Origin of the sequence: Herbidospora mongoliensis, assembly GCF_001570545.1 — a bacterium.
GTDB lineage: Bacteria > Actinomycetota > Actinomycetes > Streptosporangiales > Streptosporangiaceae > Herbidospora > Herbidospora mongoliensis.
Map to the genome: position 1 here is coordinate 204,026 of NZ_BBXD01000009.1, position 21,745 is coordinate 225,770.

Here is a 21,745-nt window from a genome sequence, read left to right on the forward strand (position 1 = left end):
GAGGCAGGTTCCCCACGCGAGCCACGACCGGCCTTCGGCCGTCCGCGTCTCGCTTCAAGCTGCGGCGGTGTCTCCGCTCGACGCCTTGGCCGCCGCCTCGACCGCCTCGACGAAGGTGCCCATGTGCGGGAAGACCTCGCGGGCCTCGGGGAGGATGTCGGCCAGGATGGCGAAGACGTGGGGCATCCTGCGCCATTCCTCATAACGTACCGAAACGCCGTCGGCGCGGGCCCGCTCGGCGACCCGGTGGGCCTCCTCGCGCAGCACCTCGGTCGTGCTGGTCACGATCATCAGCGGCGGCAGGCCCGTGTAGTCGCCGAAGACCGGCGAGACCAGCGGGTCGCGGTTGTCCAGGCCCTCGGTCCAGCGGCGTGACAGCCACTCCACCCGGCCGGCCGGGAGCATCGGGTCGGCCCAGCGGTTGGCCTTCTTGCGCTCGTCGCTCAGGTCGGCCCAGGGAGACAGAACAATGGCCGCCGCCGGAAGCGGCAGCCCGTTGTCCCTGAGGCTGAGCAGCAGAGCCAGGGTGAGATGTCCCCCGGCCGAATCACCGGCCAAGATGATGCCCTCGGGCGGGAACCCCCGATCGAGCAGCGCCCGGTAGGCGTCGAGCGCGTCGGCCAGCGACTCGGCCAGCTTGTGGGTGGGCCCCTGGCGGTAGTCGAGAGCCAGCACCGGCCGCCCGGTCACGGCGGAGAGCCGCCAGGTGATCGGCCGGTGCGTCACTGGAGAACAGATGAAGTAGGCGCCTCCGTGGAGGTAGAGGACCACCTTGTTCTCGTCGAGCTCGGCCAGGTCGGAGTCGGGATGCCCCGAGCCCCGCACCCACTCCCCCGAGCACGCGCCGAAGGACTCCTCTTCGATCGAAACGGTGGCCGGCACCAGACCGGGCAATCGACCACCCAGTTCGATCAGGCGGTTGGCCAGGATCAAACTCGTGGTGGTGCGGAGCAGCACCGCGGAGATGGGCTTCATCGTGCCCATCAGCAACCCGTTGGCCGCGATGGCCTGCCAGCTCAAAGGGTATTCCGGGCGAACGTCTTCGTCGATCTCAGCGTCCATGCCGACCCTCCTTGTCCGTTTCGTTCCCTTATGCCTAGTTAGGTAACCCAGGATGTTACACAGGGGTTACATAGATCGGCAGGGGTGACTTCCGGAGTTAAGATCCGGTCCGGGAGGTGACCGCTTTCGTCCTCTACCTGCGCCTATTCCAATACGGCTTCCGCCGGCACAGCACCTATCTCGCCGCAGCGCTCGCCGGAGCCTTCACCAACACGGTTTTCGGCATTTTGCGGGCCTATGTCCTGATCGCCCTCTGGGAGGCCCGCCCCGGCCTCGCGGGCTACACCCTCACCCAGGCCGTCACGTTCTGCTTCCTCACCCAGGCCTTCATCGGCCCCATGCAGGTGTTCGGCCGGGGACTGTCGTTCGGCGACCGGATCAGGTCGGGGGATATCGCGTTTGACCTGGTCAGACCCGCTCCACTGCTGCTGTGGAGCCTATCCGAGGATCTGGGCAGGGCCGCCTACCTGGCCTTCGCCCGCAGCCTGCCGCCCACGCTCATAGGGGCGGCCCTGTTCACCATGGCGGGGCCGGTCTCCCCCTGGTTCCTGCCGTCGTTCCTGCTGGGGATCGTGGTCAGCTTCGGCTGGCGCTACCTCGTCACGCTCACGTCGTGCTGGACCAGCGACGACCGGGGCATGCACACCCTGTCGGCCCTGCTGACCATGTTCTTCAGCGGGATGGTGCTCCCGCTCGGGCTGTTCCCGGGCTGGCTGCGCACGGTCGCGGAGGCCTCGCCGTTCGCGGCGATGGTGCAGGTCCCGGCCGACATGTGGCTCGGCACCCAGCCACCCCTGCAGGCGTTGGCGTTCCAGCTTTTCTGGGCGATCGCCCTGCTCTGCCTCGGCGCGCTGCTGACGGCGGCGGCCCGGCGCAAGGTGGTGGTGCAGGGTGGATAGCTACCTGCTGCTGGCCTGGACGTGGGTCCGCGCCTCCGCGCAGTACCGCACCTCGTTCGTCGTGTCGATCATCAGCTCGTTCGCGATCAACGCACTCGACGCCGTCGCCATCGGCATCGTCTTCCTCCACGTCACCACGCTGGGCGGGTTCACGCTCCCCGAGGTCATGTTCCTGTACGGCACCAGCGGCGTCTCCTTCGCCATCGCCGACATGCTCTTCGGCAACATCGAACGCCTCAGCCAGCACATCAGGGCCGGCACCTTCGACACCATGCTGATCCGGCCGGTCTCCCCCTTCGTCCAGATGGCCGCCGACGGCTTCGGCGCCCACCGGATCGGCCGGCTGGCCCAGGCGGTGATCGTGCTGGGCCTGTCGCTCCAGGTCGTGCCGTGGTCGCGGGCGTGGCTCGTGCCGCTGATGATCCTCTCCGGCGTGGTGATCTTCACGGCGGTCTTCACCCTCGGGGCGGCACTCCAGTTCGTCCTGGTCGACGCCCCCGAGATCGCCAACGCCTTCACCTACGGCGGGGTCACGCTGACGCAGTATCCGCTGTCGGTCTACGGCGACCAGCTCGTGCGAGGGGTGACCTTCATCATCCCGCTGGCCTTCGTGAACTGGCAGCCCGCCCTGTACATCCTCGACCAGCCCGACCCCCTGGGCCTGCCGGAATGGCTGCGGTTCGCCTCACCCCTGGCCGCTGTGGCGCTGGCGGTAATCTCCGCGCTGGCCTGGCGGGCGGGCATCCGCCGCTACCGATCGACGGGAAGCTGATGATCGAGACCATCTCGCTCGGCCGCGATTTCAAGGTGCGCGGCACCCTCGTCCCCGCCGTCCGCGACCTGACCTTCCGGGTCGAGGCCGGGGAGTTCGTCGGCTGCCTGGGCCCCAACGGCGCCGGGAAGTCGACCACGATCAAGATGCTGACGGGGATCCTCACGCCGTCGTACGGACGAGCCCTGGTCGCCGGCCTCGATCCGTCGAAACAGCGGAAGGCGCTGGCGCGGCGGATCGGGGTGGTCTTCGGGCAGCGGACGACGCTGTGGTGGGACCTGCCGCTGCGGGACAGCTTCGAACTCGTCCGACACCTTTACAAAGTAGATCGTGACCGGTTCGGGAAGCGGCTCGCCGAGCTGACCGAGGTGCTGGAGCTGTCCCCGTTCCTGCGCACGCCCGTGCGGCAGCTCAGCCTCGGCCAGCGGATGCGCGGGGACATCACCGCCGCGCTGCTGCACGACCCCGAGGTGCTGGTGCTCGACGAGCCGACGATCGGCCTCGACGTGGTGGCCAAGGCGGAGGTCCGGTCGTTCCTGGCCCGGCTGAACGCCGAGCGCGGCACGACGGTCCTGCTGACCACCCACGACCTGGGCGACGTGGAACGGCTCTGCCGGCGGGTGCTCCTGATCGACCACGGCCGGCTGGCCTTCGACGGGAGCGTGGCGGAGTTGCGGGCGCTCGTCCCCGACCAGGAGTCGATCGAGGACGTGGTGGCCCACCTCTACCTCAGTAGTACTCGGGCTGCTCCTCGTACTCCTCGTCGTACTCCCGATGCGGACCCGCCCACCGTGACGGCATGAGCACCGGGACGAACAGGGCGATCCCCAGCAGCCCGAAGATCCCGGACGACAGCAGCGCCAGCATCCCCTGGCCCGCCTCGGCGATCTCCTTCTGGAGGGTGACGCCGGTGGGGGCCAGGCTGGTGGCCCGGGAGACGTCGATGGCGTACACGACCGTCCATGCCAGCAGCACCATCGAGGGCACGAACGCGGCGAGCGGCGAGAGCCGCCCCGCGATCACCAGCCCGAGGAGGAGACCCACGGCCGCCATGATCCCCAGCGCGATCAGCATCCGGGTGTCGCGGATGGGGTCGACATCGGTGACGGATCCCCGTAGCAGCTCGCGCGAGGCCCACCCCCCGCCGAACAGCAGTGCGGCGGCGACGACGATCCCGACCAGCAGCCCGAAGAAGTGCCGCATGTCACCCACCTCGAAGACGTTCTTGGTTCGCGCGGCCACATTAGCGACAAAAACCGAAATATCGCACTGCTCCTGACGGGATCGATTTGGGCGCGGGGGTGAGATCGCGGCAAAGCGTGAGAAGATGTGCGCGCCATGCCGAAGAGCCACCCGATCCCAGCCGTTGCGCCAGTGCCGCGCGGGCTCGCCGGGGTGGCGTTCCAGGACAGCGATGATCGCCGTCCCCGCAGGCCCGCGCTTTCAGGTGATGGCCGGCGTCCTTCTGTGCTTTCGAGCCGAGGCGGGTCAGCCGGTCAGGGATTGAGGCTGGTCCGGTCCGCCGCGTTCGCCGCCGTCTGTGTCGTGCTGGCCGCTGTCGGGCACCAGGCCGCCGGGGGCAACGGTCCCACTCTGTGGGCGCTCGGCGTCGGCATGCTGGGCGTTTTCGCGGGGGCCTACGCGCTGGCGGGTCACGAGCGGTCTCACGGCGTGATCGCCGGGGTGCTGGTGGCCGTACAGGCCCTGTTGCATGAGCTGTTCACCGAAGGCCAGACCGCGCGGGTGCTGATCGGGCCGCTGCCCGATCCCGATCACGGGCACGGCGGGCTCGGGGTGTCGCTGGGGATGGTCCTGGCCCACCTGACCGCCTCGCTGATCGCCGCCTGGTGGCTCGCCCGGGGCGAGGCCGCCCTGTGGGCGGTGCTGCGGCGGCTCGGGGTCGGCGCCTGGCGGATCCTGAAGACGCCGACGGCCCCGTCGCTGCCGCGTCAGGTGCGGGTCCGCGCGAGCGCCGTCCTTCCTTCTTCGGTACGCCCCCTCCGGCACGCCGTCATCAGAAGAGGCCCTCCACTGGCCGGGATCTAGAACCCGTCCCCCCAATTCCTTTGTGACACCAGTGGAGTCTTCGTCATGTCCATGATCCGCCGCGCCCTGACACTCACCGCGACCGCGACCGCCCTCACCCTCGGCTTCGCCGTCCCGGCGCTGGCCCACGTCAGCATCCAGCCCGGTTCTGTCCCGCAGGGCAGTTTCAGCAAGGTCGCCTTCCGCGTCCCCAACGAGCGCGACGACGCCTCGACCACCAAGATCGAGGTCACCTTCCCGGTCGACGCCCCGCTGCCGTTCGTCTCGGTCAAGCCGGTCCCCGGCTGGAAGGCCGAGGTCACCGAGGGCAAGCTGCCCACCCCGGTCCAGTCCCAGTACGGCGAGATCACCGAAGCCGTCACGAAGATCACCTGGACGGGCGGCGAGGTCAAGCCGGGCGAGTTCCAGGAGTTCGAGGTCTCCCTCGGCGGCCTGCCCACCACGACCGACCACCTCTACTTCCCGACGAAGCAGACCTACAGCAGCGGCGAGGTCGTCGACTGGAAGGACGAGCCGAAGACCGACGGTAGCGAGGCCGAGCACCCCATCCCGACCCTGAAGCTCACTCCTCCCGTCGCTGACGACCACCACGCCGCCGCCAGCCCCGCCGCCGCCCCCGCCGCCCCTGGCGCCTCGGCGGCGCCGGCCGTGGCCGCCGTCCCGGTCGCCGCCGAGCACGCCGACACCTCCGACGGCACCGCCCGCCTCATCGGCGGCGTCGGCATCGTCGTGGGCATCGCCGGAGTGGGCGTCGCGATCGCGGCCCTGCGCCGCAAGCCCACCGCCTGACCCGTCAGGCGGTGATGTCCCTGGACGTGAACCGCGCCCACGCGATCGACCCGAAGATCGCGATGTACGCGGCGAAGGCCAGCACCCCCTGACCCATGTCCCCCGTGGCCAGCGGTTCGCGGAGCGCCCCGTCGAACCGCTGGAACCACGAGGTGAGCAGGTAGGGCGAGATGACGTCCAGCTGCGGCACGAACGCCAGGATCTGGCTGACCAGCACCAGCACGACCGTCGTGACGATCGCCCCGATGGCCGCGTCGGTGAACGACGACACGGCCAGGGCGAGCGTGCCGAGCGCGATCATGCCTAGCGTGACGTAGAGCGTGATCAGGCCGATCCTGAGCAGCCCGTCGAGCAGCGGGACGGTCGTACCGGAGAGAAGGGTGACCGGCCCGACCGGGAACAGCAGCAACCCCGTGACCAGGGCGGCCAGCACGATCACCAGTGACGTGGCCAGCGCGAAGGCGGCGATCCCGGCGAACTTCACGCCGAGGAGGCGGGTGCGCCCGGCCGGGGCGGTCAGCAGGTACCGCAGCGTCCCGAGCCCGGCCTCCCCGGCGAGCGCGTCCCCCGCCACGACCGCGACGACGAGCGGCAGGATCAGCGGCGTCATGATCGAGAACGCGACATAACCCAGCGCGAGCCCGTTCCCCGCGACCTGCGCCATCAGCGCCTCGCCGTCGGCCCCGAAGATCCGGATCGCGACCCCGCAGAGCACCGGCACGACCGCGACGACCACCAGCATCGCGACGGTACGCGGCCGCCGGAAGATCAGCCCGACCTCAGACCGGAACAGCCGCAGGGTCGCCCTCCACGTGGCCGATCGGGCACCGGCCCCGCTGAGCGCGCCTCCCGGACCTTCCCCCATCGGTGTCGCGGCGCCGAGGTTCGAAGCCTCGCCCCCGGAACCGGCCGTCTCTCCGTGCCTTGACACCACGGCCCCAGCCCGCCGATCACCGCCCAGGGCCGAATCCCGCGCGCCCGAGCTCCCCGCATCGGCTGCCTTCTCGTGCCATGAGACGGCGGCTCCGGCCGCAGCCGTCGCCCCGCCACCCGAGACCGGTGGAACCGAGCCGCTCGCCGGCCCGCCCACCACACCGTCACCGCTCAAGACCGGCGTCTTGGCTTCCACCGTCCGCTCATCGGTCGACATCGAAGCCCTCCCCCGTCAGGCCGACGAAGACGTCTTCCAGGCTGGGCCTGATCACCTGGAAGCCGCGGATCGACACCCCCGCTTTGAACAGCAGGTCGCTGACGTGTTCTGGGGCCATGCGGCCGATCTCGGCGCTGACGTGGTCGGGGGCCGACTTCACGTCGCCGAGGGCCAGGTCGGTCAGGACCTTCGTCGCGGCCGTCACGTCCACCGTCTCCACCTCGACCCGGGTGGACGAGGCTGATCTCAGTTCGCTCATCGAGCCCTGGGCGACCAGGCGGCCGGTTCGCATGACGCCGATGTGGGTGCACATCTGTTCGACCTCCGCCAGCAGGTGGGACGACACGAACACCGTCGTCCCGTCGGCCGCGATGTCCTTGATCAGGCCACGCACCTCGCGGGTGCCCTGGGGGTCGAGGCCGTTGGTGGGTTCGTCGAGGATCAGCAGGTCCCGGCGGCTCAGCAGGGTGCTGGCGATGGCCAGGCGCTGGCGCATGCCCAGCGAGTAGGCCTTGTAGCGTTTGGCGGCCGCCGCCGTCAGGCCCACCCGGTCGAGGGAGTCGGCCACGCGTCGCTTCGCGGACGACGCGTCGGCCGCCGGGTTGGCGGCGTCCAGGCGGAGGAGGTTGGCGGTGCCGGTCAGCCACGGGTAGAAGGCGGGGCCCTCGACCAGCGCGCCCACCCTCGTCAGGGCCGCGCGGGCCGGGGCGCCGAACAGGGCGCTGGTGCCGCCGGTCGGGGTGATCAGGCCGAGCAGCATGCGGATCGTGGTGGTCTTGCCCGATCCGTTGGGGCCGAGGAAGCCGTACACGGAACCGCCCGGGACGGCCAGGTCGACGCCGTCGACGGCGATCTGGCCTCCCGGGAAGCGTTTCGTCAGGCCCCGCGTGGCTATCGCGGGAGCGTTCATCCGGCCGCCTTCTCCAGGGTCTCGGGGGTCACGGCGCCGACCAGGAGGCGTCCGTCGTCGGTGATGAGGGCCGACACCAGCTTCGTGGTGATCACCTTGCCGCCGGCGACGGTCTTGGCGCCGGCCAGGAGCGGGTTGTCCTTGAACTGCGTGGCGTCGAAGGGCAGCGTCACGACGGAGGTCCAGCCCTTGCCGGTGACGGCGAGGTCGCCGGTAGGCATCTGCGGACGCTCCTGGGTGAGCACGGGCAGATCGCCTTCGGTCACCTTCGCGCCGGGGGGCGGGGTGAAGGTGAAGTTCTCCGGCGCGGGCCTGGCGAAGGTGATCGAGTCGAAGCCGACCTCGAAGGCCGGTTCGGCCGCGCCCTTGGCGAAGATCTGGACCCGCAACGGCACCATGGTCTCGCCGTCGACCGCCAGGCGGACGTCCCGGACCAGGGATTCCGGCGCCTTCGGCGCCAGCACCAGCTCGTATGCCGCCCTCCCGGCGACCGTGGAGTCGTTGCCCACGCTGACGGCCGTGTCGGACTCGGCCATGGCCAGCGCGAGGCGGGCCGCGTCGGGTGGGGTCACGGCGGTGGGGAGGGGCGCGGGAGCAGGCGTACCGGACGGGATCTTGATCTTTGTCGCGGTGTTGGCCGCGCTGTCCCACCACCACGCCTGACCCTTGTTGTAGATCAGGTTCTGCTCACTCATGGGACCGGGGATCGCCAGGCGGACCTGGTCGGCGGAGCCGTACCAGACCTTGAGTTCGTGGGAACCCGACAGCAGCGCCAGCGGGCTCGGACCCGACGGCACCGCGGGCAGGGCGGGGATGCCGAGCGAGGCGGTCTCGACGATGGTGCCGGACATCGGCGGCATCGACCCGGGCCCGCCCCAGCGGGCGCCGACCTCGGTGAGAAGCTGGTCGGCGGTGAGTTCCGGCAGTTGCGGCTCCCCCTGGACGGCCGCGATGACCGGGCCCGCTCCGATGGCGCCCGCCACCACCAACAGGGCGGCGGCCGGGACCCCCCACCTCACGACGCGTGCTCTGGTGAACATCTCATGTCCTCCAATCTGATGGACGTGCCCCCACCATGCGCGCCCGGCCCTGTGGGGAGACTGAGACGTGCTGAGACCGCTCTCAGCCGAACCACAGGTCAGAACCCGCAAAATGGGGAAATGCGCGTGCTGGTGGTGGAGGACGAACGAAGGATGGCGGCGGCCCTGCAACGGGGCCTGCGCGCCGAGGGTTTCGCCGTGGACCTGGCCCACGACGGCGAAGAGGGCCTCCACCTGGCCTCGACCGGGGAGTACGACATCGTCGTGCTCGACATCATGTTGCCCCGCCTGTCGGGCTACAACGTGTGCAAACGGCTCCGGGAGGCGGAGAACTGGGTGCCGGTCCTGATGCTGTCGGCCAAGGACGGCGAATACGACATGGCCGACGGCCTCGACCTGGGCGCCGACGACTACCTGACCAAGCCCTTCTCCTACGTGGTGCTGGTCGCCCGGCTGCGGGCGCTGCTGCGGCGCGGCGGCGGCCGGCGGCCCTCGGTGCTGCGAGCCGGGGACCTGACGCTCGACCCGGCGCGGCGGCTGGTGCGGCGCGCGGAGAAGACGATCGACCTCACGCCGCGCGAGTTCGCGCTGCTGGAGTTCCTGCTGCGGCACCCGGACGAGGTCGTCTCCAAAGCCGAGATCCTGGAGCACGTGTGGGACACCTACGACACCGACCCGAACGTGGTCGAGGTCTACGTGGGCTATCTCCGCCGCAAGATCGACGCGCCCTTCGGCCGGGGCGCCGTGCAGACGGTCCGGGGCGCGGGATACCGGCTGGCCAGCGATGGCGGGTAACCCGTTCCGGTGGTGGCGGCGGCGCAGCCTGCGGGTCCGGCTGACCGTGGTGGCCACCGCCGCGCTCGGGCTCGGCCTGGGGGTCGCGGCGTGGGTGTTCGTGAACGTCCTGGGCCGGTCACTGATCAACACGATCGACGACGAGGTGACCTCGCGGGCCCGCGAGATCGTGGCGCTGTCCGACGCCGGGCGGCTCGACGGGGAGATCGTCCCGACGAAGGCGACGATCGTGCAGGTCATCGACAAGGACGGGCGGATCACCGCGGCGACGCCGTCCACCGACCGGCTGGTCCCGCTGCTGCCGTCGGGTTCCCGGAAGAGCGCGGCGGACACGGGGAAGCCCCAGTTCCTGGACGGGCGGCCCTACGGGATTCCGGCCGTGCTGCGGATCACGGTGATGAGCGCGGACAACGGCGTGACCGTGCTGACGGCCCGCTCCTTCTCCGAGATCGAACGGTCCCTGAAGGCGACCGGCCACGTGCTGCTGCTCGGGACGCCGTTGTTGCTGGTCCTGCTCGCAGGGGCGTCCTGGGTGATCATCGGACGGACCTTGAGCCCCATCGGGGCCCTCAGACGCGGCGCGACGGAGATCACCGGGACGTCGCCGTCACGGCGGCTGCCGGTGCCCGAGGCCAACGACGAGGTGCACTCGCTGGCGATGACGCTCAACGACATGCTGGCCCGCCTGGAAGAGGCCGGTTCCCGGCAGCGGGCCCTGGTGAGCGACGCGGCGCATGAGCTGCGCAGTCCGCTCGCGAGCATGCGGCTCCAGCTCGAGGTGGCGTTGAGTCACCCTGACGGGCAGGACTGGCGTGAGACGGCCGAGGGCGTCCTTGAGGACACGTTGCGGCTCTCCAAGCTGGCCGAAGACCTGCTGGCGCTGGCGCGGCTCGACGAAGGCCGGGCGCTCCGGCACGAGCCTGTGGAGCTGGGGCGGCTGGTCACCCGGACCGCTTCCCGGTACGGGCTGGACGCCGACATCCCCGCCGAGGCCGTCGTCGTGATCGGGGCCGAGATGGATCTGGGGCGGGTGCTCGTCAACCTGATCGACAACGCGGTCCGGCACGGTCACGACAAGGTCGGCGTGGGGCTCTGGAAGGCCGGCCCTTGGGCGGTCGTCACGGTCACCGATGACGGGCCGGGCATTCCCGAGGAGGATCGGGAGCGGGTGTTCGACCGGTTCACCCGGCTGGACACGGCGCGGGCGCGCGACGACGGGGGGACGGGGCTGGGGCTGGCCATCGCCCGGGAGGTCGTCGAGGCTCACGGCGGGACGATCAAGCTGGGCGACGCGGAACCGGGCTTGATCGCGACGGTCCGGCTCCCCGTGTGAACCGTCGCGCAGAAGTCGCGGTTGCTCTTGGCGGGCCGGTGCCAGCCGGGAACGACCACGCCCCGGTTGCGCAGGCTCCTCATGGCCAAGCGGTCCCATTCGCTGTTCTTCCCGTCCTCCAGCAGGAAGGCGTCGATCTTCTCGCTCAGTGATCGGCACACGTCGGGAAAACCGTCGGGAAAGGCGATCCCGTACTGCTCCATCTGGCCTTCCTGCGGCTGCTGGGGATCGGCGATCTCCTTGTCACCGTTCGCCGCGTACATCTTCGCGGCGGGATCGAAGGCTCGCAGAATGCTCCAGTCGGAGGCGATGTAGGAGAACTTCCCGGCGGGATCGAAGAATCGGGAGACACAGTCCACCAACTGGGTGAACGAGTCGTCCATCCGGGTGACGCCGGGGCGGGCCTGGTCTCTCTGCTTGACCCAAGCGATCATCTGTTCCGCTCCCGTGGTGCCCGCGACCGCGCAACCACGGGCTATCCCGTCTGCCGCGTACTCATCTTTTCTGGCGTTCCTCCACACCGTGGTGACGTCCAGATAATAGGGACCGGCCATATCGAATTCCCGAAGCCTGGGGGGTGTTATCGAGAACGTGGATATCACCAGGTGAACGGGTTCCTTACCGGCCTTCTCCGGGCTGCCGTCCCATTGACGCCGGCGCTCGTCCTGAGTCAGGTCCACGAACTCCGGAATGAAACCGTATTCCTTCGCGAGATAGTCCGCGAGCTGGATGTCGAATCCCGCCGGTCGCGCCGTCGGGCTCTCCCGGTGGCTCCACCCGGGAAGACGGCCGTTGATGCCGATCCTCACGGTCTTGCCTTTGGCCAGGTAGTCCTCAGCCCTCGGGTTCGAGCCGGCCAGGAACTCGTCGCGGAGATTCGGAAGGGGCACGCCGAAGGCCGTCACCGCGACAAGAGAGGTTGACACCAAGTAGGACACGATGTGCCAGCGCCGGCCGACAAAGGTGAACAGGCCGCGGGCCCGGCCGCCGGGTGCTGCCTGAAGCCGGTAGATCAGCAGGGCAACCACGATCGCCACGGCCGCCAGCAGCGTGCCGACCGCCGGGGCGAGTGTTTCCGTGCTCGTCCCCCTGAAAACCAGCACGGCCAGGAAGAGGGACACGGCGAGGGCCGGCGCGACCCACAGGATTTCTCCGGCGAGAAAGCGTCCACGTGACTGATCGCTGTTGTCCTGATTGAGGGTCACGAGGGGAGGGTACTGACATGGCCCGTTTGCCGTCCGGAGATTTAGCCGATGTCGCCACTAATGCAATCTTGCTCAGTTCACAATAGGTCATTTCTAGACGAGACGGCCATTTGCCTCATTATCCGCAAATAGTCGGACTAATCAGGTTAGGCCATGGTCGTGGGCGTACACGATGACGGCCGGTCTGTCCCTGAGGTCGAGTTTCGTCAGGATGTTGCCCAGGTGGGTCTTCACCGTCGCCTCGGAGATGTGTAGGGCCGCCGCTGTCTCCGTGTTGGTGGCGCCCCGGGCGACCTGGGCCAGGACGTCGCGTTCCCGCTGCGTCAGTTGGGCCGCCGCCGAGCGGCCCTTCTGCTCCCTGACAGCCACCCGCCGGAAGGCCGTCAGAACGGGCCCGGCCACCTGGGGGTCTAGCCACGATCCGCCTTCGGCGACCATCGTGATGGCCCGGACGATGTCCTCTCCCGGGGCGTCCTTGAGGATGAAACCGGCCGCGCCCGCGCCGAGGGCCGCCGCCACGGTGTCGTCGTCGTCGAAGGTCGTGAGGATGAGCACCTTCGCCGCGCCGGAGAGCCGTCTGGTCGCCTCCGCGCCGTCGACGCGTCGCATGCGGATGTCCATGACGACGACGTCCGGTTTCCAGCGGGCGACCGCGTCGACCACCTGGTCGCCGTCGTCGCACTCCCCCACGATCGTGAAGGTCCCCTCGGGTTCGAGGATGCGGCGGAGACCGGCGCGTACCAGAGGCTGATCGTCGACCAGCAGCAGGGTGATCATGCTGGAATCCTCGCCGACACGAGCCACTGCCCGTCGCGGATCCCCGCGTCGAACTCGCCTCCGGCGGCGGCGGCCCGTTCGCGCATGCCGGCCAGTCCGCTGCCCGGCCCGTTGTCCCTGAGGGTTCCGAGAGGGTTGCCGATCTCCACCGAGAGGTCGCCGCCGGCCACGGTCAGCGCCACCCGGGCCGCCCCGGCTCCGTGCCGGACCGCGTTGGCGAGGGCCTCCTGAACGATCCGGTACGCCGCCAGCTCCGCCCCCGGGTTCACCACCGCCACCCCGTCTACCGACAGCGTGAACTCCACCGGAGAACCGGCGACGCGGAAACTCTCGACCAGCGCCTCGACGTCGGCGAGCCCCGGCTGCGGGGAGGTCGTCGACTCCTCACCCGAGCGGAGGACCTTCACCAGCCGCCGCAGGTCGGCCAGGCTCGCCCGGCCGTGACGTTCGGCCTCTTCCAGCGCTTCGAGGGCGTCCGCTGACCTCTCTCGTTTGATGGCCATCCGGGCGGCCGTGATGTGGAGCATGGTGACCGCGAGGGTGTGCCCGACCACGTCATGGACGTCCTGCGCCATGATCCGCCGCTGGTCGGCGGCCCGCTGGAGGGCCAGCGCCTCCAGGGCCTGGGCGACGAGCCGGCTGGAGTTGTGGCTGACCCGCACGGCATACGCGGCGGCGAGGGTGAGCGCGAACCCGAGATGCGCGGCCACCAGCACGACCGGCGGCGCGCCGATCAGCACGACGAGAGTCACCAGATAGGTCGCCCCGGTGACCCCTGCGACCAAGGGCAAGGGCGCGAACCCGACGTTCAGCGCTACCAGCAGCAGTCCGACCGCCAGCAGCATGAGCGAGGCGACCGGACTGTCCAGCCCGATCAGCGCGGCGGCCCCCAGCGGCCCCAGCACCGCCACCGCGAACCACCAGGTCGGCCCGTCGTCCCCCTTGACGAGCCAGCGCCCCCAGGGAATCGCCGAGACCAGCACCAGCACGATGCCGATGATCCGGGGCTGCGGCGCGAGCGCGGCGGCCGGCACCGCCCCGGCCGTGAAAGCCAGGGCGAGCGCCGGCGCACCCACCCGGAACATCACGGAAAGCTCGACGGGAGCGGCCCTGCCCGCGCGGCGGAGGTCGTCCTCCCAGTCGCAGACAGCCGCGGCTACATCAGTCGCCATGGCCCCATCGTGCCGCCCATGACCGCTTGGTGGCCACGCATGAGGTCCCACGAAGCGGGCGTAGTGGCCATAAGGGCGAAGAACGCCCCTTGACGGCCACCGCGCTGTAGGCCGACGTCGTGAGCCACGGTCAGTGCCGCTTGATGGACACCACGTTGTAGGTCGTCGTCGGGGTCGGGGTGGTCGTGAAGCGGGCGTTGGGGAGGTAGAGGCGATCCTTGAAGGCCGCGACCGTCGTCGGGACGTCGAAGCCCGGGTCGGTCACCTTGCGCTCGATGGTGCCCTTCGTCGCGCGCCGGTCGAGTTCGACCCAGGTCACCGTGTTCAGGAAGTTCTGGACGACGATCAGCCTGCGCCCCTCCAGCAGCAGCCCGTCGCCGTTGGTCAGGAGTTCGGTCCCGAGGTCGACCTGCTTGGTCACCCCGGTCTTCTTGTCGACCCGGAACAGCTTCCCGGTGTTCGACTGGACCACCAGCAGCGCCTTCCCGTCGGGCGTCTGCGAGATCCCGTTGGCGTTGATGCCGGTCGTGTAGACGAGGTCCCCGGTCAGCGGGATCCTGGTGGCCTCGGCGGGCAGCCTTCCCCACCGGCTCAGGTCGAGCTTGTAGAGGAACGGGTTGGTCGAGTCGGTGAAATAGGCGGCGTCGCGGGTCAGCACGACGTCGTTCACGAACGAGGTCCCGGTCGCCAGCGTGTAGGTCTTCAGCAGCTTCCCGGTCCGCGCGTCGAGCACCCGGGCGTTCCCGCCGGTGCCGCCCGCGACGAACAGCCGGTTGCGCTTGACCTTCAGACCGAGGGACGGTGTCCCCGGTCCCGCGTTGATGACCTTCCCGGTCCCGCTGCGCAGGTCGACCTTGAAGATGGCCCCGGTGGCCCGCGATCCGAAGTAGGCCGACCGCCCCTCGTCGACGGCGATGCCTTCGGGCTGGAAGCCGTCCGGCAGGGAGAACGTGGTCGGATATTTGGGTGCCGTCGAGGCGACGGCGGGCGGAGCCGCCACCAATACGGCTAAGAGACCGGCAACGAAGGCTGCCACTCGCATGAAACGGATCCCATCTGTCGTCGGAACGGACAACTGTCCGCTGTGCCCTGGGCCCAGGGTCTAACGCAATCCCCATGTGATTTACATAAAATGTCGCGATGCTCCCCCATCACGGCGTGACCGCTGAGGAACTGCTCGTCCGGCTGGCCGAGGCTCAGGAGGCCGACCTCCCCGTCCGGGGCGGGAAGGTCACCGCCTATGTGTACGACACCGGCCGCCCCGAGGTTCACGAGGCCGGCGCCGCCGTCTACGCGGGCATGCTCGAGGTCAACATGCTCGACCCGACGGCGTTCCCGAGCATGGTCGCCCTGGAGAAAGACGTCGTGAGCGCGGTGGCGGCCGAACTCGGCCAGCCGGGCGCACCGGGGATCTTCACCAGCGGCGGCACCGAGTCGATCATGCTGGCGGTCAAGGCGGCCCGCGACGCCCGTCCGGTCGGCAAGCCGCAGATGGTCGTCCCGGTCACCGCGCATCCGGCCTTCCACAAGGCCGCCCACTACCTCGGGGTGGAGGTCGTCGCCGTCCCGGTCGACCTCGGCACCTACGCCGTCGACCCGGCCGAGATCGAGAAGGCCATCACGCCTGAGACGGTCCTCGTCGTCGTCTCGGCGCCCTCCTATCCGCAGGGCGTGATCGACCCCGTCCAGGAGGTCGCGGCCATCGCGGCGGCCCGGGACATCCCCTGCCACGTCGACGCGTGCGTGGGCGGCTGGCTGCTGCCGTGGCTGCGGGAGGCGGGGGCGGAGGTGCCCCCGTTCGACCTGTCCGTGCCGGGCGTCACGTCGATCTCCTGCGACCTGCACAAGTTCGGGTACGCCCCCAAGGGCGCCTCCGTGCTGCTGTTCAAGGACGCCGCGCTGCGCCGCAAGGCCTACTTCGCCTCGGCCGCCTGGCCCGGCTACACGATCATCAACGCCACCGTGCAGAGCTCCCGTTCGGCCGGCCCCCTCGGCGGAGCCTGGGGCACCCTGCACGCGCTGGGCCGCGAGGGCTACATCGAGCTCGGCCGGACCACCCTGGAAGCGACGAGGCGGATCGCCGAGGGCGCCGCCAAGATCCCCGGCCTGCGCGTCCTCGGCAACCCCCAGGCCGCTCTGGTCGCCATCGCGGGCTCCCCCGAAGTGGACGTGTTCGTCCTGGCCGACCAGGCCCGCAAGCGCGGCTGGTTCCTCCAGCCGCAGCTCTCCTACGCCGGCATCCCCGCCAACATCCACATCACCGTCACCGGCGTCACGCTGGAGCGCGTCGACGAGATGCTCGCCGTCATCGCCGAGTCGGCGGAGGCCGCCCGCGTCCAGGGCCCGGCGGTGGTCCCCGAGGGCTTGCCCGAGCTGATCGCGTCCCTCGACCTCGACGCACTCGACGACCCCACCTTCGTCGAACTGGCCGCCTCGGTCGGCATCGACCTGACCTCCCGCGACCAGCCCGAGATGGCCGCCGTCAACGCGGTGCTCGACGCCCTCCCGGCGAAGACACGGGAGGCGATCCTGCTGAGGTTCCTGTCAGTGATCTACGGCTGACGCCGGGGGGATCCGGCTGACGACGTCCAGGACCTTCCGGGCCGAGGCCGCGTCGTGGACTCTGAACACCCGCGCGCCCTGCACCGCCGAGATCGCCAATGTGGCCAGGGTGCCCGCGTGCCGCTGGTCGACGGGCAGGCCGCCGAGGGTTTCGCCGACGAAGTCCTTGTTCGAGACGGCCACCAGGACCGGCCAGCCGGTCGCGACCATCTCGTCGAGACGGCGGCTGAGTTCCAGGGAGTGGTAGGTGTTCTTGCCGAAGTCGTGGGCGGGGTCGATCAGGATCCTGTCCCGCGAAACCCCCGCGGCGAGCGCCTTCGCCGCCAAATCAGTCGTGTACGACACCACGTCGCCCACCACGTCGTCATAGGCGATCCGATGGGGGCGGGTGCGCGGTTCGACGCGGCCGGCGTGAGCGCAGACCAGGCCGATGTCGTGTTTGGCGGCCACGTCGGCCAGACCGGGGTCGACGCCGCCCCACGTGTCATTGAGGAGGTCGGCTCCGGCCGCCGCGACGACCTCGCCCACCTCGGCGCGCCAGGTGTCGACGCTGATGATCACGTCGTCGTGGCGTTCGCGGACGGCCGCCACGAGGTCGGCGACTCGGCGGATCTCCTCCGCCACGTCCACGTCGTCGCCCGGTCCCGCCTTCACGCCGCCGATGTCGACGATGTCGGCGCCCTCACTGATCAGGCGGGAGGCGGCGTCGAGGGCGGCGGTGAAGCCGTAGGTCGCGCCCCGGTCGTAGAAGGAGTCGGGGGTGCGGTTGACCACGGCCATGATCGCGTGGTCGCCGGGACCGAAGACACGGCCGCGAAGGCGCAGAGTAGACATCGTCAGCGAGCCTACTCCGCGCCCTCCCGTGATCTTCCAGCGTGATCTCCGGACTGCGGGTGGTGCTTCGGGAAATGGCCGATCCAGAAGTGCCCCCACAGGGCCGGCCCACTAATCCGACAAGTCGGATTTGGAACGGTCCAAGCGTTTATGCGGCGGATCCTCCTTCTGCCAGGGTCACGAAGTCGAGCGCGGTCGCGGGCAGTCGCTTGCGGGCGTGCACGATCGCGATGATCTTCCTCGGAGCCGGGTCGAGCGACCGGACGACCAGGCCGGCGCGGGCCGCCTGCTCGGCCATGCCCCGGTACCACAGGAGCGAGGCCTGACCTTCACGTACGGCGGGGAGCCACTTGGCCCTCTCGTCCGACTCCAGCGCGGGGATGGGGCGGACTCCGTACGAGGTGAAGATCTGGTCGAACTCCCGGCGGCGCGGACTGCCCTGGCCGGGCAGGACCAGCCGCATGCCGTTGAGCTTGCTCATCGGCACCGGGTCGGGCAGGTCGAGGCCGGGCGGCGAGATCAGGACGATCTCCTGCCGCTCCAGCGGGTGACTGACCAGGTCGGTGGGCACCGGCAGGTCGGTTAACCCGAGGTCGGCCCGCTGCTCGCGGACGGCGGTGACGACGCTGTCCCGCCCGTCGCAGCGGACGATGTGCACGCGGATCCCCGGATGCTCCGCCACATAGGCGGGCAACAGGCGACCCGCGAGCCCCGGTTCCAGGCTCGGCGTCGACGCGATGCGCAGTTCGGCACCCGACGTGTGCGACTGGGTCGCCAGCGCCTCGATCTCCCGGACGGCGTCGAGCGCCTCCCGGGCGAGTTTGACGACCCGGCGCCCCTGCGCGGTCACGACGACCCCTCGCCCGGAACGGGCGAAGAGCGTCATGCCGAGCTCCCTTTCGAGGTCCCGGATCGCTCGGGAGAGCGCGGGCTGAGCGATGTAGAGGGACCTCGCGGCGTCGGTCATCGTGCGGTGCTCTGCGGTGGCTACCACATAGCGGAGCTGTTGCAGATTCATGCCAAAGACGCTAGGGCAGACGAGGCATCCGAATCCGGTACATCGCAGAGATCACCTCGGATGATTACCCGTAGTGCCGGATTGGTGCGACATCCGTGACGAGTGTGAAATCAGTATTGTTCTGCCCATTCTTGGACCGAGGGGGTCAACGAGTTGGGGCAGCCGTTTCCACCGCCTCCCGGCCGCCACCCATACGGTTCGAAGGGCCCGTCACACCCTCCGCAGGGGTACCCTTCGCCGCCCGCGCCCCCGCCCTCCCCGGGACGACGGCGCCCCCCGTACCAAGGACCGCCGCCCGGTCCCCGATTCGCCCCCGGTATGCGGCCACCGCCCGCGGGGCCCTACGGGCCGCCCCGGCGTCTGCCGGAGCACTGGCGGCCACGCCGCCGGTCGAGTGCGGGTGCGATCGCGGGGGGTTTCCTCGGATTGGTCGCGGTGGCGTTCGTGTTCCTCATCGTCGGCGCGGCGATGAGTGACGCGTCGTCTCCCGCCGGACGACCGCAGAGCGCAGAAGGGGGCGTGAAGAAGGCCGTACAGGAACAGCGGGCGCCGCTCGACACGTCGCTCAAGGAGAACACGGTCTATTCGGCGGGCTCGCTCCCCCGCACCCGTTGCCCTGGTGGGCGCGCGGACGTGTTCGACCACGACCAGATCAAGGCGCACATCCTGAAGACGGCCACGTGCATGGACCAGGCCTGGCAGGCCGCACTCGGAAAGGCCGGCATCCCGTTCGAGCCGCCGAAGTGGGTCATCGCGCCGGGCGAGGGGCGGGGGCCGTGCGGGGACTTCCCGCAGGCGGACAGCGCGGCGCCGTACTACTGCCCGCGAACCATGTCCGTGTACGCCTCCACCGGCGCCATGGCGAACGGCAACGGCGAGTCGACCGGCTACGCGCGGATCTCCACGTGGCACGGCACCTACACGGCGATGATGAGCCACGAGTACGGCCACCACGTCCAGCAGCTCAGCGGTCTCGCGCAGGCGCGCTGGGACAGGACGCTCGCCGCCGCGTCGGAGACCCAGCGGCTGGCGCTGAGCAGACGGCTCGAACTCCAGGCCAACTGCTTCGCCGGGATGTTCATGCGGGCCGTCGCGCCGAGTTACCCGGTTCCGGCGGAACGGCGACGCGACCTGTTCGCGTTCTGGGGGAATCTCGGCGACCAGCGAGGCCGTCCACGCGACCACGGATCGCCGCCGAACAACGGTGTCTGGTTCCGGCAGGGGTGGCAGAAGCAGCACACCGGCCGGTGCAACACGTGGACGACACCGGCCGGGAAGGTCTCCTAGACAAGCCTTCTTTCCGGATGTGTTCAGTGTTGTCCAGATTTGAGAGCTAGAATCCCTGGGCATCGCAGGGGCAATAACGAGCAGAGGAGCGGTTGACCATGCGTCGTGGGGGAGCCGCGGGTGACGAGTCACGTCAGAGACGCACCCGTAAGCGCCCCCAGAAGTCCCCCGAGGACTTCCCCGGCGGGGTCGCCGACGAAACATACGAAGACCATCAACCGCCCGCAGAACCTTCTGTGCCGCCGCAGACCGGGTCATTCGCCGCAATCCCGAAGACCGCCGGCCCCCAGCCGGACCCGGTACCCAAGAACGCCGGTCCGGGCGCGAACTCCGACAGTCAGCAGGGCGGCAATCCGGTCGGCGGTGTCCACGTCTGGGGTGCCGCCTCAGGTGGCGCGCACGCGGGCGGTCCCCCGAAGAACTCGGACGAGGGCGTCCACGTGGGCGGTCCCCCGAACGCCGGGCAGCCGCAGTTCATGCCTCCCCCGGCCGTGCAGGGCCCGCCCGCCGAGCAGCGCGTCGGCGACGACGAGGTCACCCGGCCCGGACCGCCGCGCAAGTCCTCCCCCCTGCCGCCCCAGCGTCCGGCCCAGCGACCCCAGGGCGCGGGGAACAGGTCGCCGAAGTTCGGCAGGCCGCTCACGACCGGCGGCATCATCGGCTGGACCGCCCTGTCGGCGATCGTGCCGGGCGCCGCGCACCTGCGCAGCGGGCGGCGCAAGCTCGGGTTCATCTTCCTCGGCACGTTCGGCCTCGTCCTCATCGCGGCCGTCGTGTTCGGCATCGGGATCCTCGGGAACATCGGTTCGGCCGTCCGGGAGAGCACGCTGACGACCGTCCTGGTCGGCTCGGCCGTGCTGGCGCTGGCGTGGTTCGCGCTGGTGCTCATGTCCTACGTCTCGCTGCAACCCGACCGGCTGCCCCAACGGGGGCAGATCGTGTCGGGCATCGCGGTGGGCGCGCTGTGCGTCGCGGTCATGGCGCCGTTCGCGTTCGCGGCGACCACGGTGAACGCCGCGCAGGACCTGCTCGACGCCTTCCCCTCCGACGCGGAAGCCGGCAACCCCACGTCGGTGCCCATCAAGGCCGAGGACCCGTGGAACGGCAAGAAGCGGGTCAACTTCCTGCTCATCGGCGGTGACGCCGCCGGCAACCGGGTCGGCGTGCGGACCGACTCGATGCAGGTGGCCAGCGTCAACATCCAGACCGGCAACACGATCCTGTTCGCGCTGCCGCGCAACCTCCAGCACGTCCACTTCAGCAAGAACAGCCCGCTCAACCAGCAGTTCCCGAGCGGCTTCCGCGCCGAGCTCCCCAACGGGGGCCTGCTGAACGAGGTCTGGCAGTACGCCGAGGACTACCCCAATCTGGGGGTACGCGGCCCCGCCGCCCTCAAGGACGCCATCAGCACCACACTCGGCCTGCACGTCGACTACTACGCCATGGTCGACATGTACGGCTTCGCCGCCCTCGTCGACGCGATCGGCGGCCTTGAGATCAACGTGCAGACCGACATCAAGTACGGCGGCGTCTACGGCACCGCCGGCACCATCCCGGCGGGCAGGCGCGTCCTGAACGGCGAGCAGGTCCTCTGGTACGGCCGCTCCCGCGTCGGCAGCGACGACTTCTCCCGCATGGGCCGCCAGCGCTGCGTGATCGGCGCCCTGGCCCAGCAGGCGTCGCCCCCGGTCGTGCTGGCCAACTTCACGAAGATCGTGTCGGCGGCGAAGCGGCTCTTCAGGACCGACATCCCCCGCCCGCTGCTGGAACACCTCGTGACGCTCGGCCTGAAGGTGAAGAACGCCAAGATCACCAGCACCCAGTTCGTCCCGCCGCAGATCTGGCCGGGCAGCGCCGACTGGGTGAAGATCCACAAGATGGTCGCCACGGCCATCCGCAAGTCCAACGGCGGCGTCGCCCCCGTCCAGGCGGGCGTGACCGCGTCACCGAGCGGCAGCGTGCCGGCCACGACCGCGCCGTCCCCCACCCCGACGGCGGCCAGGCCCTCGAACGTGCCGACCCCGAACTCCCAGGCGACCGAGGACAAGTCCCTCGCGGAGCTCTGCGGGTTCTGACCGGCGCTTCACCTCCGCC

The 21,745-nt window shown here is 70.0% G+C and carries 21 protein-coding genes; 10 read left to right on the forward strand and 11 right to left on the reverse strand.

The genetic code is table 11. The annotated features are described in order from the left end of the window. Positions 1 to 54: 54 nt before the first annotated feature. On the reverse strand, positions 55 to 1,062 hold the full coding sequence (locus AW272_RS05370) for an alpha/beta hydrolase (RefSeq protein ID WP_066361473.1): 1,008 nt from the start codon (positions 1,060 to 1,062) through the stop codon (positions 55 to 57). Between the two features lie 116 nt (positions 1,063 to 1,178). Between AW272_RS05370 and AW272_RS05375 the strand changes: the two genes are divergently transcribed. Genes AW272_RS05375 through AW272_RS05385 form a run of 3 tightly spaced genes read left to right on the forward strand, consistent with a single transcriptional unit; the run spans position 1,179 to position 3,536 of the window. Continuing rightward, a complete protein-coding gene (locus tag AW272_RS05375; protein WP_245657199.1) occupies positions 1,179 to 1,961 on the forward strand; it encodes an ABC transporter permease in 783 nt (260 codons plus the stop codon). Further along, complete coding sequence (locus AW272_RS05380; RefSeq protein WP_066361475.1) at positions 1,954 to 2,733, forward strand: ABC transporter permease; 780 nt, start codon at positions 1,954 to 1,956, stop codon at positions 2,731 to 2,733. Before AW272_RS05375 ends, AW272_RS05380 begins: the two co-directional genes overlap by 8 nt. Further along, entirely contained in the window at positions 2,733 to 3,536 is an 804-nt protein-coding gene (locus tag AW272_RS05385; RefSeq protein WP_066361478.1) for an ABC transporter ATP-binding protein, read from the forward strand. The genes AW272_RS05380 and AW272_RS05385 overlap by 1 nt, the downstream gene beginning before the upstream one ends. On the opposite strand, the gene AW272_RS05390 is transcribed toward AW272_RS05385, so the two are convergent. After that, positions 3,463 to 3,975 carry a hypothetical protein gene (locus tag AW272_RS05390; RefSeq protein ID WP_245657200.1) on the reverse strand — a complete coding sequence of 171 codons (513 nt, stop codon included), beginning with the start codon at positions 3,973 to 3,975 and terminating at the stop codon, positions 3,463 to 3,465. The two genes, AW272_RS05385 and AW272_RS05390, sit on opposite strands and share 74 nt — an antisense overlap. Positions 3,976 to 4,236: 261 nt before the next feature. On the opposite strand from AW272_RS05390, the gene AW272_RS05395 reads away from it, so the two are divergent. Beyond that, positions 4,237 to 4,779: a hypothetical protein gene (locus tag AW272_RS05395; protein ID WP_066361479.1), complete on the forward strand. Its 543-nt coding sequence runs from the start codon at positions 4,237 to 4,239 to the stop codon at positions 4,777 to 4,779. Between the two features lie 45 nt (positions 4,780 to 4,824). After that, complete coding sequence (locus AW272_RS05400; RefSeq protein ID WP_066361481.1) at positions 4,825 to 5,568, forward strand: YcnI family copper-binding membrane protein; 744 nt, start codon at positions 4,825 to 4,827, stop codon at positions 5,566 to 5,568. 4 nt (positions 5,569 to 5,572) lie between these two features. Here the strand turns inward: AW272_RS05400 and AW272_RS05405 are convergent, their stop codons facing one another. Genes AW272_RS05405 through AW272_RS05415 form a run of 3 tightly spaced genes read right to left on the reverse strand, consistent with a single transcriptional unit; the run spans position 5,573 to position 8,668 of the window. After that, positions 5,573 to 6,718, reverse strand: coding sequence for an ABC transporter permease (locus AW272_RS05405; RefSeq protein ID WP_245657201.1), 1,146 nt, complete (start codon positions 6,716 to 6,718; stop codon positions 5,573 to 5,575). Beyond that, a complete protein-coding gene (locus AW272_RS05410) occupies positions 6,705 to 7,628 on the reverse strand; it encodes an ABC transporter ATP-binding protein (protein WP_066361482.1) in 924 nt (307 codons plus the stop codon). The genes AW272_RS05405 and AW272_RS05410 overlap by 14 nt, the downstream gene beginning before the upstream one ends. Continuing rightward, positions 7,625 to 8,668 (reverse strand): LolA family protein, encoded by a 1,044-nt coding sequence (locus AW272_RS05415; RefSeq protein ID WP_066361484.1) that lies wholly within the window; start codon positions 8,666 to 8,668, stop codon positions 7,625 to 7,627. Before AW272_RS05415 ends, AW272_RS05410 begins: the two co-directional genes overlap by 4 nt. A gap of 120 nt (positions 8,669 to 8,788) precedes the next feature. Here AW272_RS05415 and AW272_RS05420 point away from each other — a divergent pair, with 120 nt between their 5' ends. After that, positions 8,789 to 9,463, forward strand: coding sequence for a response regulator transcription factor (locus AW272_RS05420; RefSeq protein ID WP_066361485.1), 675 nt, complete (start codon positions 8,789 to 8,791; stop codon positions 9,461 to 9,463). Beyond that, positions 9,453 to 10,796: a sensor histidine kinase gene (locus tag AW272_RS05425; protein ID WP_066361487.1), complete on the forward strand. Its 1,344-nt coding sequence runs from the start codon at positions 9,453 to 9,455 to the stop codon at positions 10,794 to 10,796. The genes AW272_RS05420 and AW272_RS05425 overlap by 11 nt, the downstream gene beginning before the upstream one ends. Here AW272_RS05425 and AW272_RS05430 read toward each other — a convergent pair. The 4 genes from AW272_RS05430 to AW272_RS05445 all read right to left on the reverse strand — a co-directional run bounded on the left by AW272_RS05430 (position 10,727) and on the right by AW272_RS05445 (position 14,992). Further along, a complete protein-coding gene (locus AW272_RS05430; RefSeq protein ID WP_083958038.1) occupies positions 10,727 to 12,001 on the reverse strand; it encodes a transporter substrate-binding domain-containing protein in 1,275 nt (424 codons plus the stop codon). The two genes, AW272_RS05425 and AW272_RS05430, sit on opposite strands and share 70 nt — an antisense overlap. A gap of 141 nt (positions 12,002 to 12,142) precedes the next feature. After that, positions 12,143 to 12,778, reverse strand: a complete 636-nt coding sequence (locus tag AW272_RS05435; protein ID WP_174551795.1) for a response regulator transcription factor — start codon at positions 12,776 to 12,778, stop codon at positions 12,143 to 12,145. Next, a complete protein-coding gene (locus AW272_RS05440; protein ID WP_066361490.1) occupies positions 12,775 to 13,950 on the reverse strand; it encodes a sensor histidine kinase in 1,176 nt (391 codons plus the stop codon). The genes AW272_RS05435 and AW272_RS05440 overlap by 4 nt, the downstream gene beginning before the upstream one ends. A 130-nt stretch (positions 13,951 to 14,080) precedes the next feature. Further along, on the reverse strand, positions 14,081 to 14,992 hold the full coding sequence (locus tag AW272_RS05445) for an NHL repeat-containing protein (RefSeq protein ID WP_066361492.1): 912 nt from the start codon (positions 14,990 to 14,992) through the stop codon (positions 14,081 to 14,083). A 98-nt stretch (positions 14,993 to 15,090) separates the two neighbouring features. Here AW272_RS05445 and AW272_RS05450 point away from each other — a divergent pair, with 98 nt between their 5' ends. Next, the gene (locus tag AW272_RS05450) at positions 15,091 to 16,512 is read left to right on the forward strand and encodes a pyridoxal phosphate-dependent decarboxylase family protein (RefSeq protein WP_066361496.1); all 1,422 of its coding nucleotides are present in this window, start codon (positions 15,091 to 15,093) and stop codon (positions 16,510 to 16,512) included. On the opposite strand, the gene folP is transcribed toward AW272_RS05450, so the two are convergent. After that, the gene (gene folP, locus AW272_RS05455; RefSeq protein ID WP_066361497.1) at positions 16,495 to 17,346 is read right to left on the reverse strand and encodes a dihydropteroate synthase; all 852 of its coding nucleotides are present in this window, start codon (positions 17,344 to 17,346) and stop codon (positions 16,495 to 16,497) included. The two genes, AW272_RS05450 and folP, sit on opposite strands and share 18 nt — an antisense overlap. Before the next feature lie 148 nt (positions 17,347 to 17,494). Next, positions 17,495 to 18,364: a LysR family transcriptional regulator gene (locus AW272_RS05460; RefSeq protein ID WP_066361498.1), complete on the reverse strand. Its 870-nt coding sequence runs from the start codon at positions 18,362 to 18,364 to the stop codon at positions 17,495 to 17,497. Positions 18,365 to 18,799: 435 nt separating this feature from the next. Here AW272_RS05460 and AW272_RS05465 point away from each other — a divergent pair, with 435 nt between their 5' ends. Both AW272_RS05465 and AW272_RS05470 read left to right on the forward strand, forming a co-directional pair. Further along, the gene (locus AW272_RS05465) at positions 18,800 to 19,651 is read left to right on the forward strand and encodes a neutral zinc metallopeptidase (protein ID WP_169807495.1); all 852 of its coding nucleotides are present in this window, start codon (positions 18,800 to 18,802) and stop codon (positions 19,649 to 19,651) included. Between the two features lie 98 nt (positions 19,652 to 19,749). Beyond that, the gene (locus AW272_RS05470) at positions 19,750 to 21,726 is read left to right on the forward strand and encodes an LCP family protein (RefSeq protein ID WP_245657202.1); all 1,977 of its coding nucleotides are present in this window, start codon (positions 19,750 to 19,752) and stop codon (positions 21,724 to 21,726) included. Positions 21,727 to 21,745: the final 19 nt, after the last annotated feature.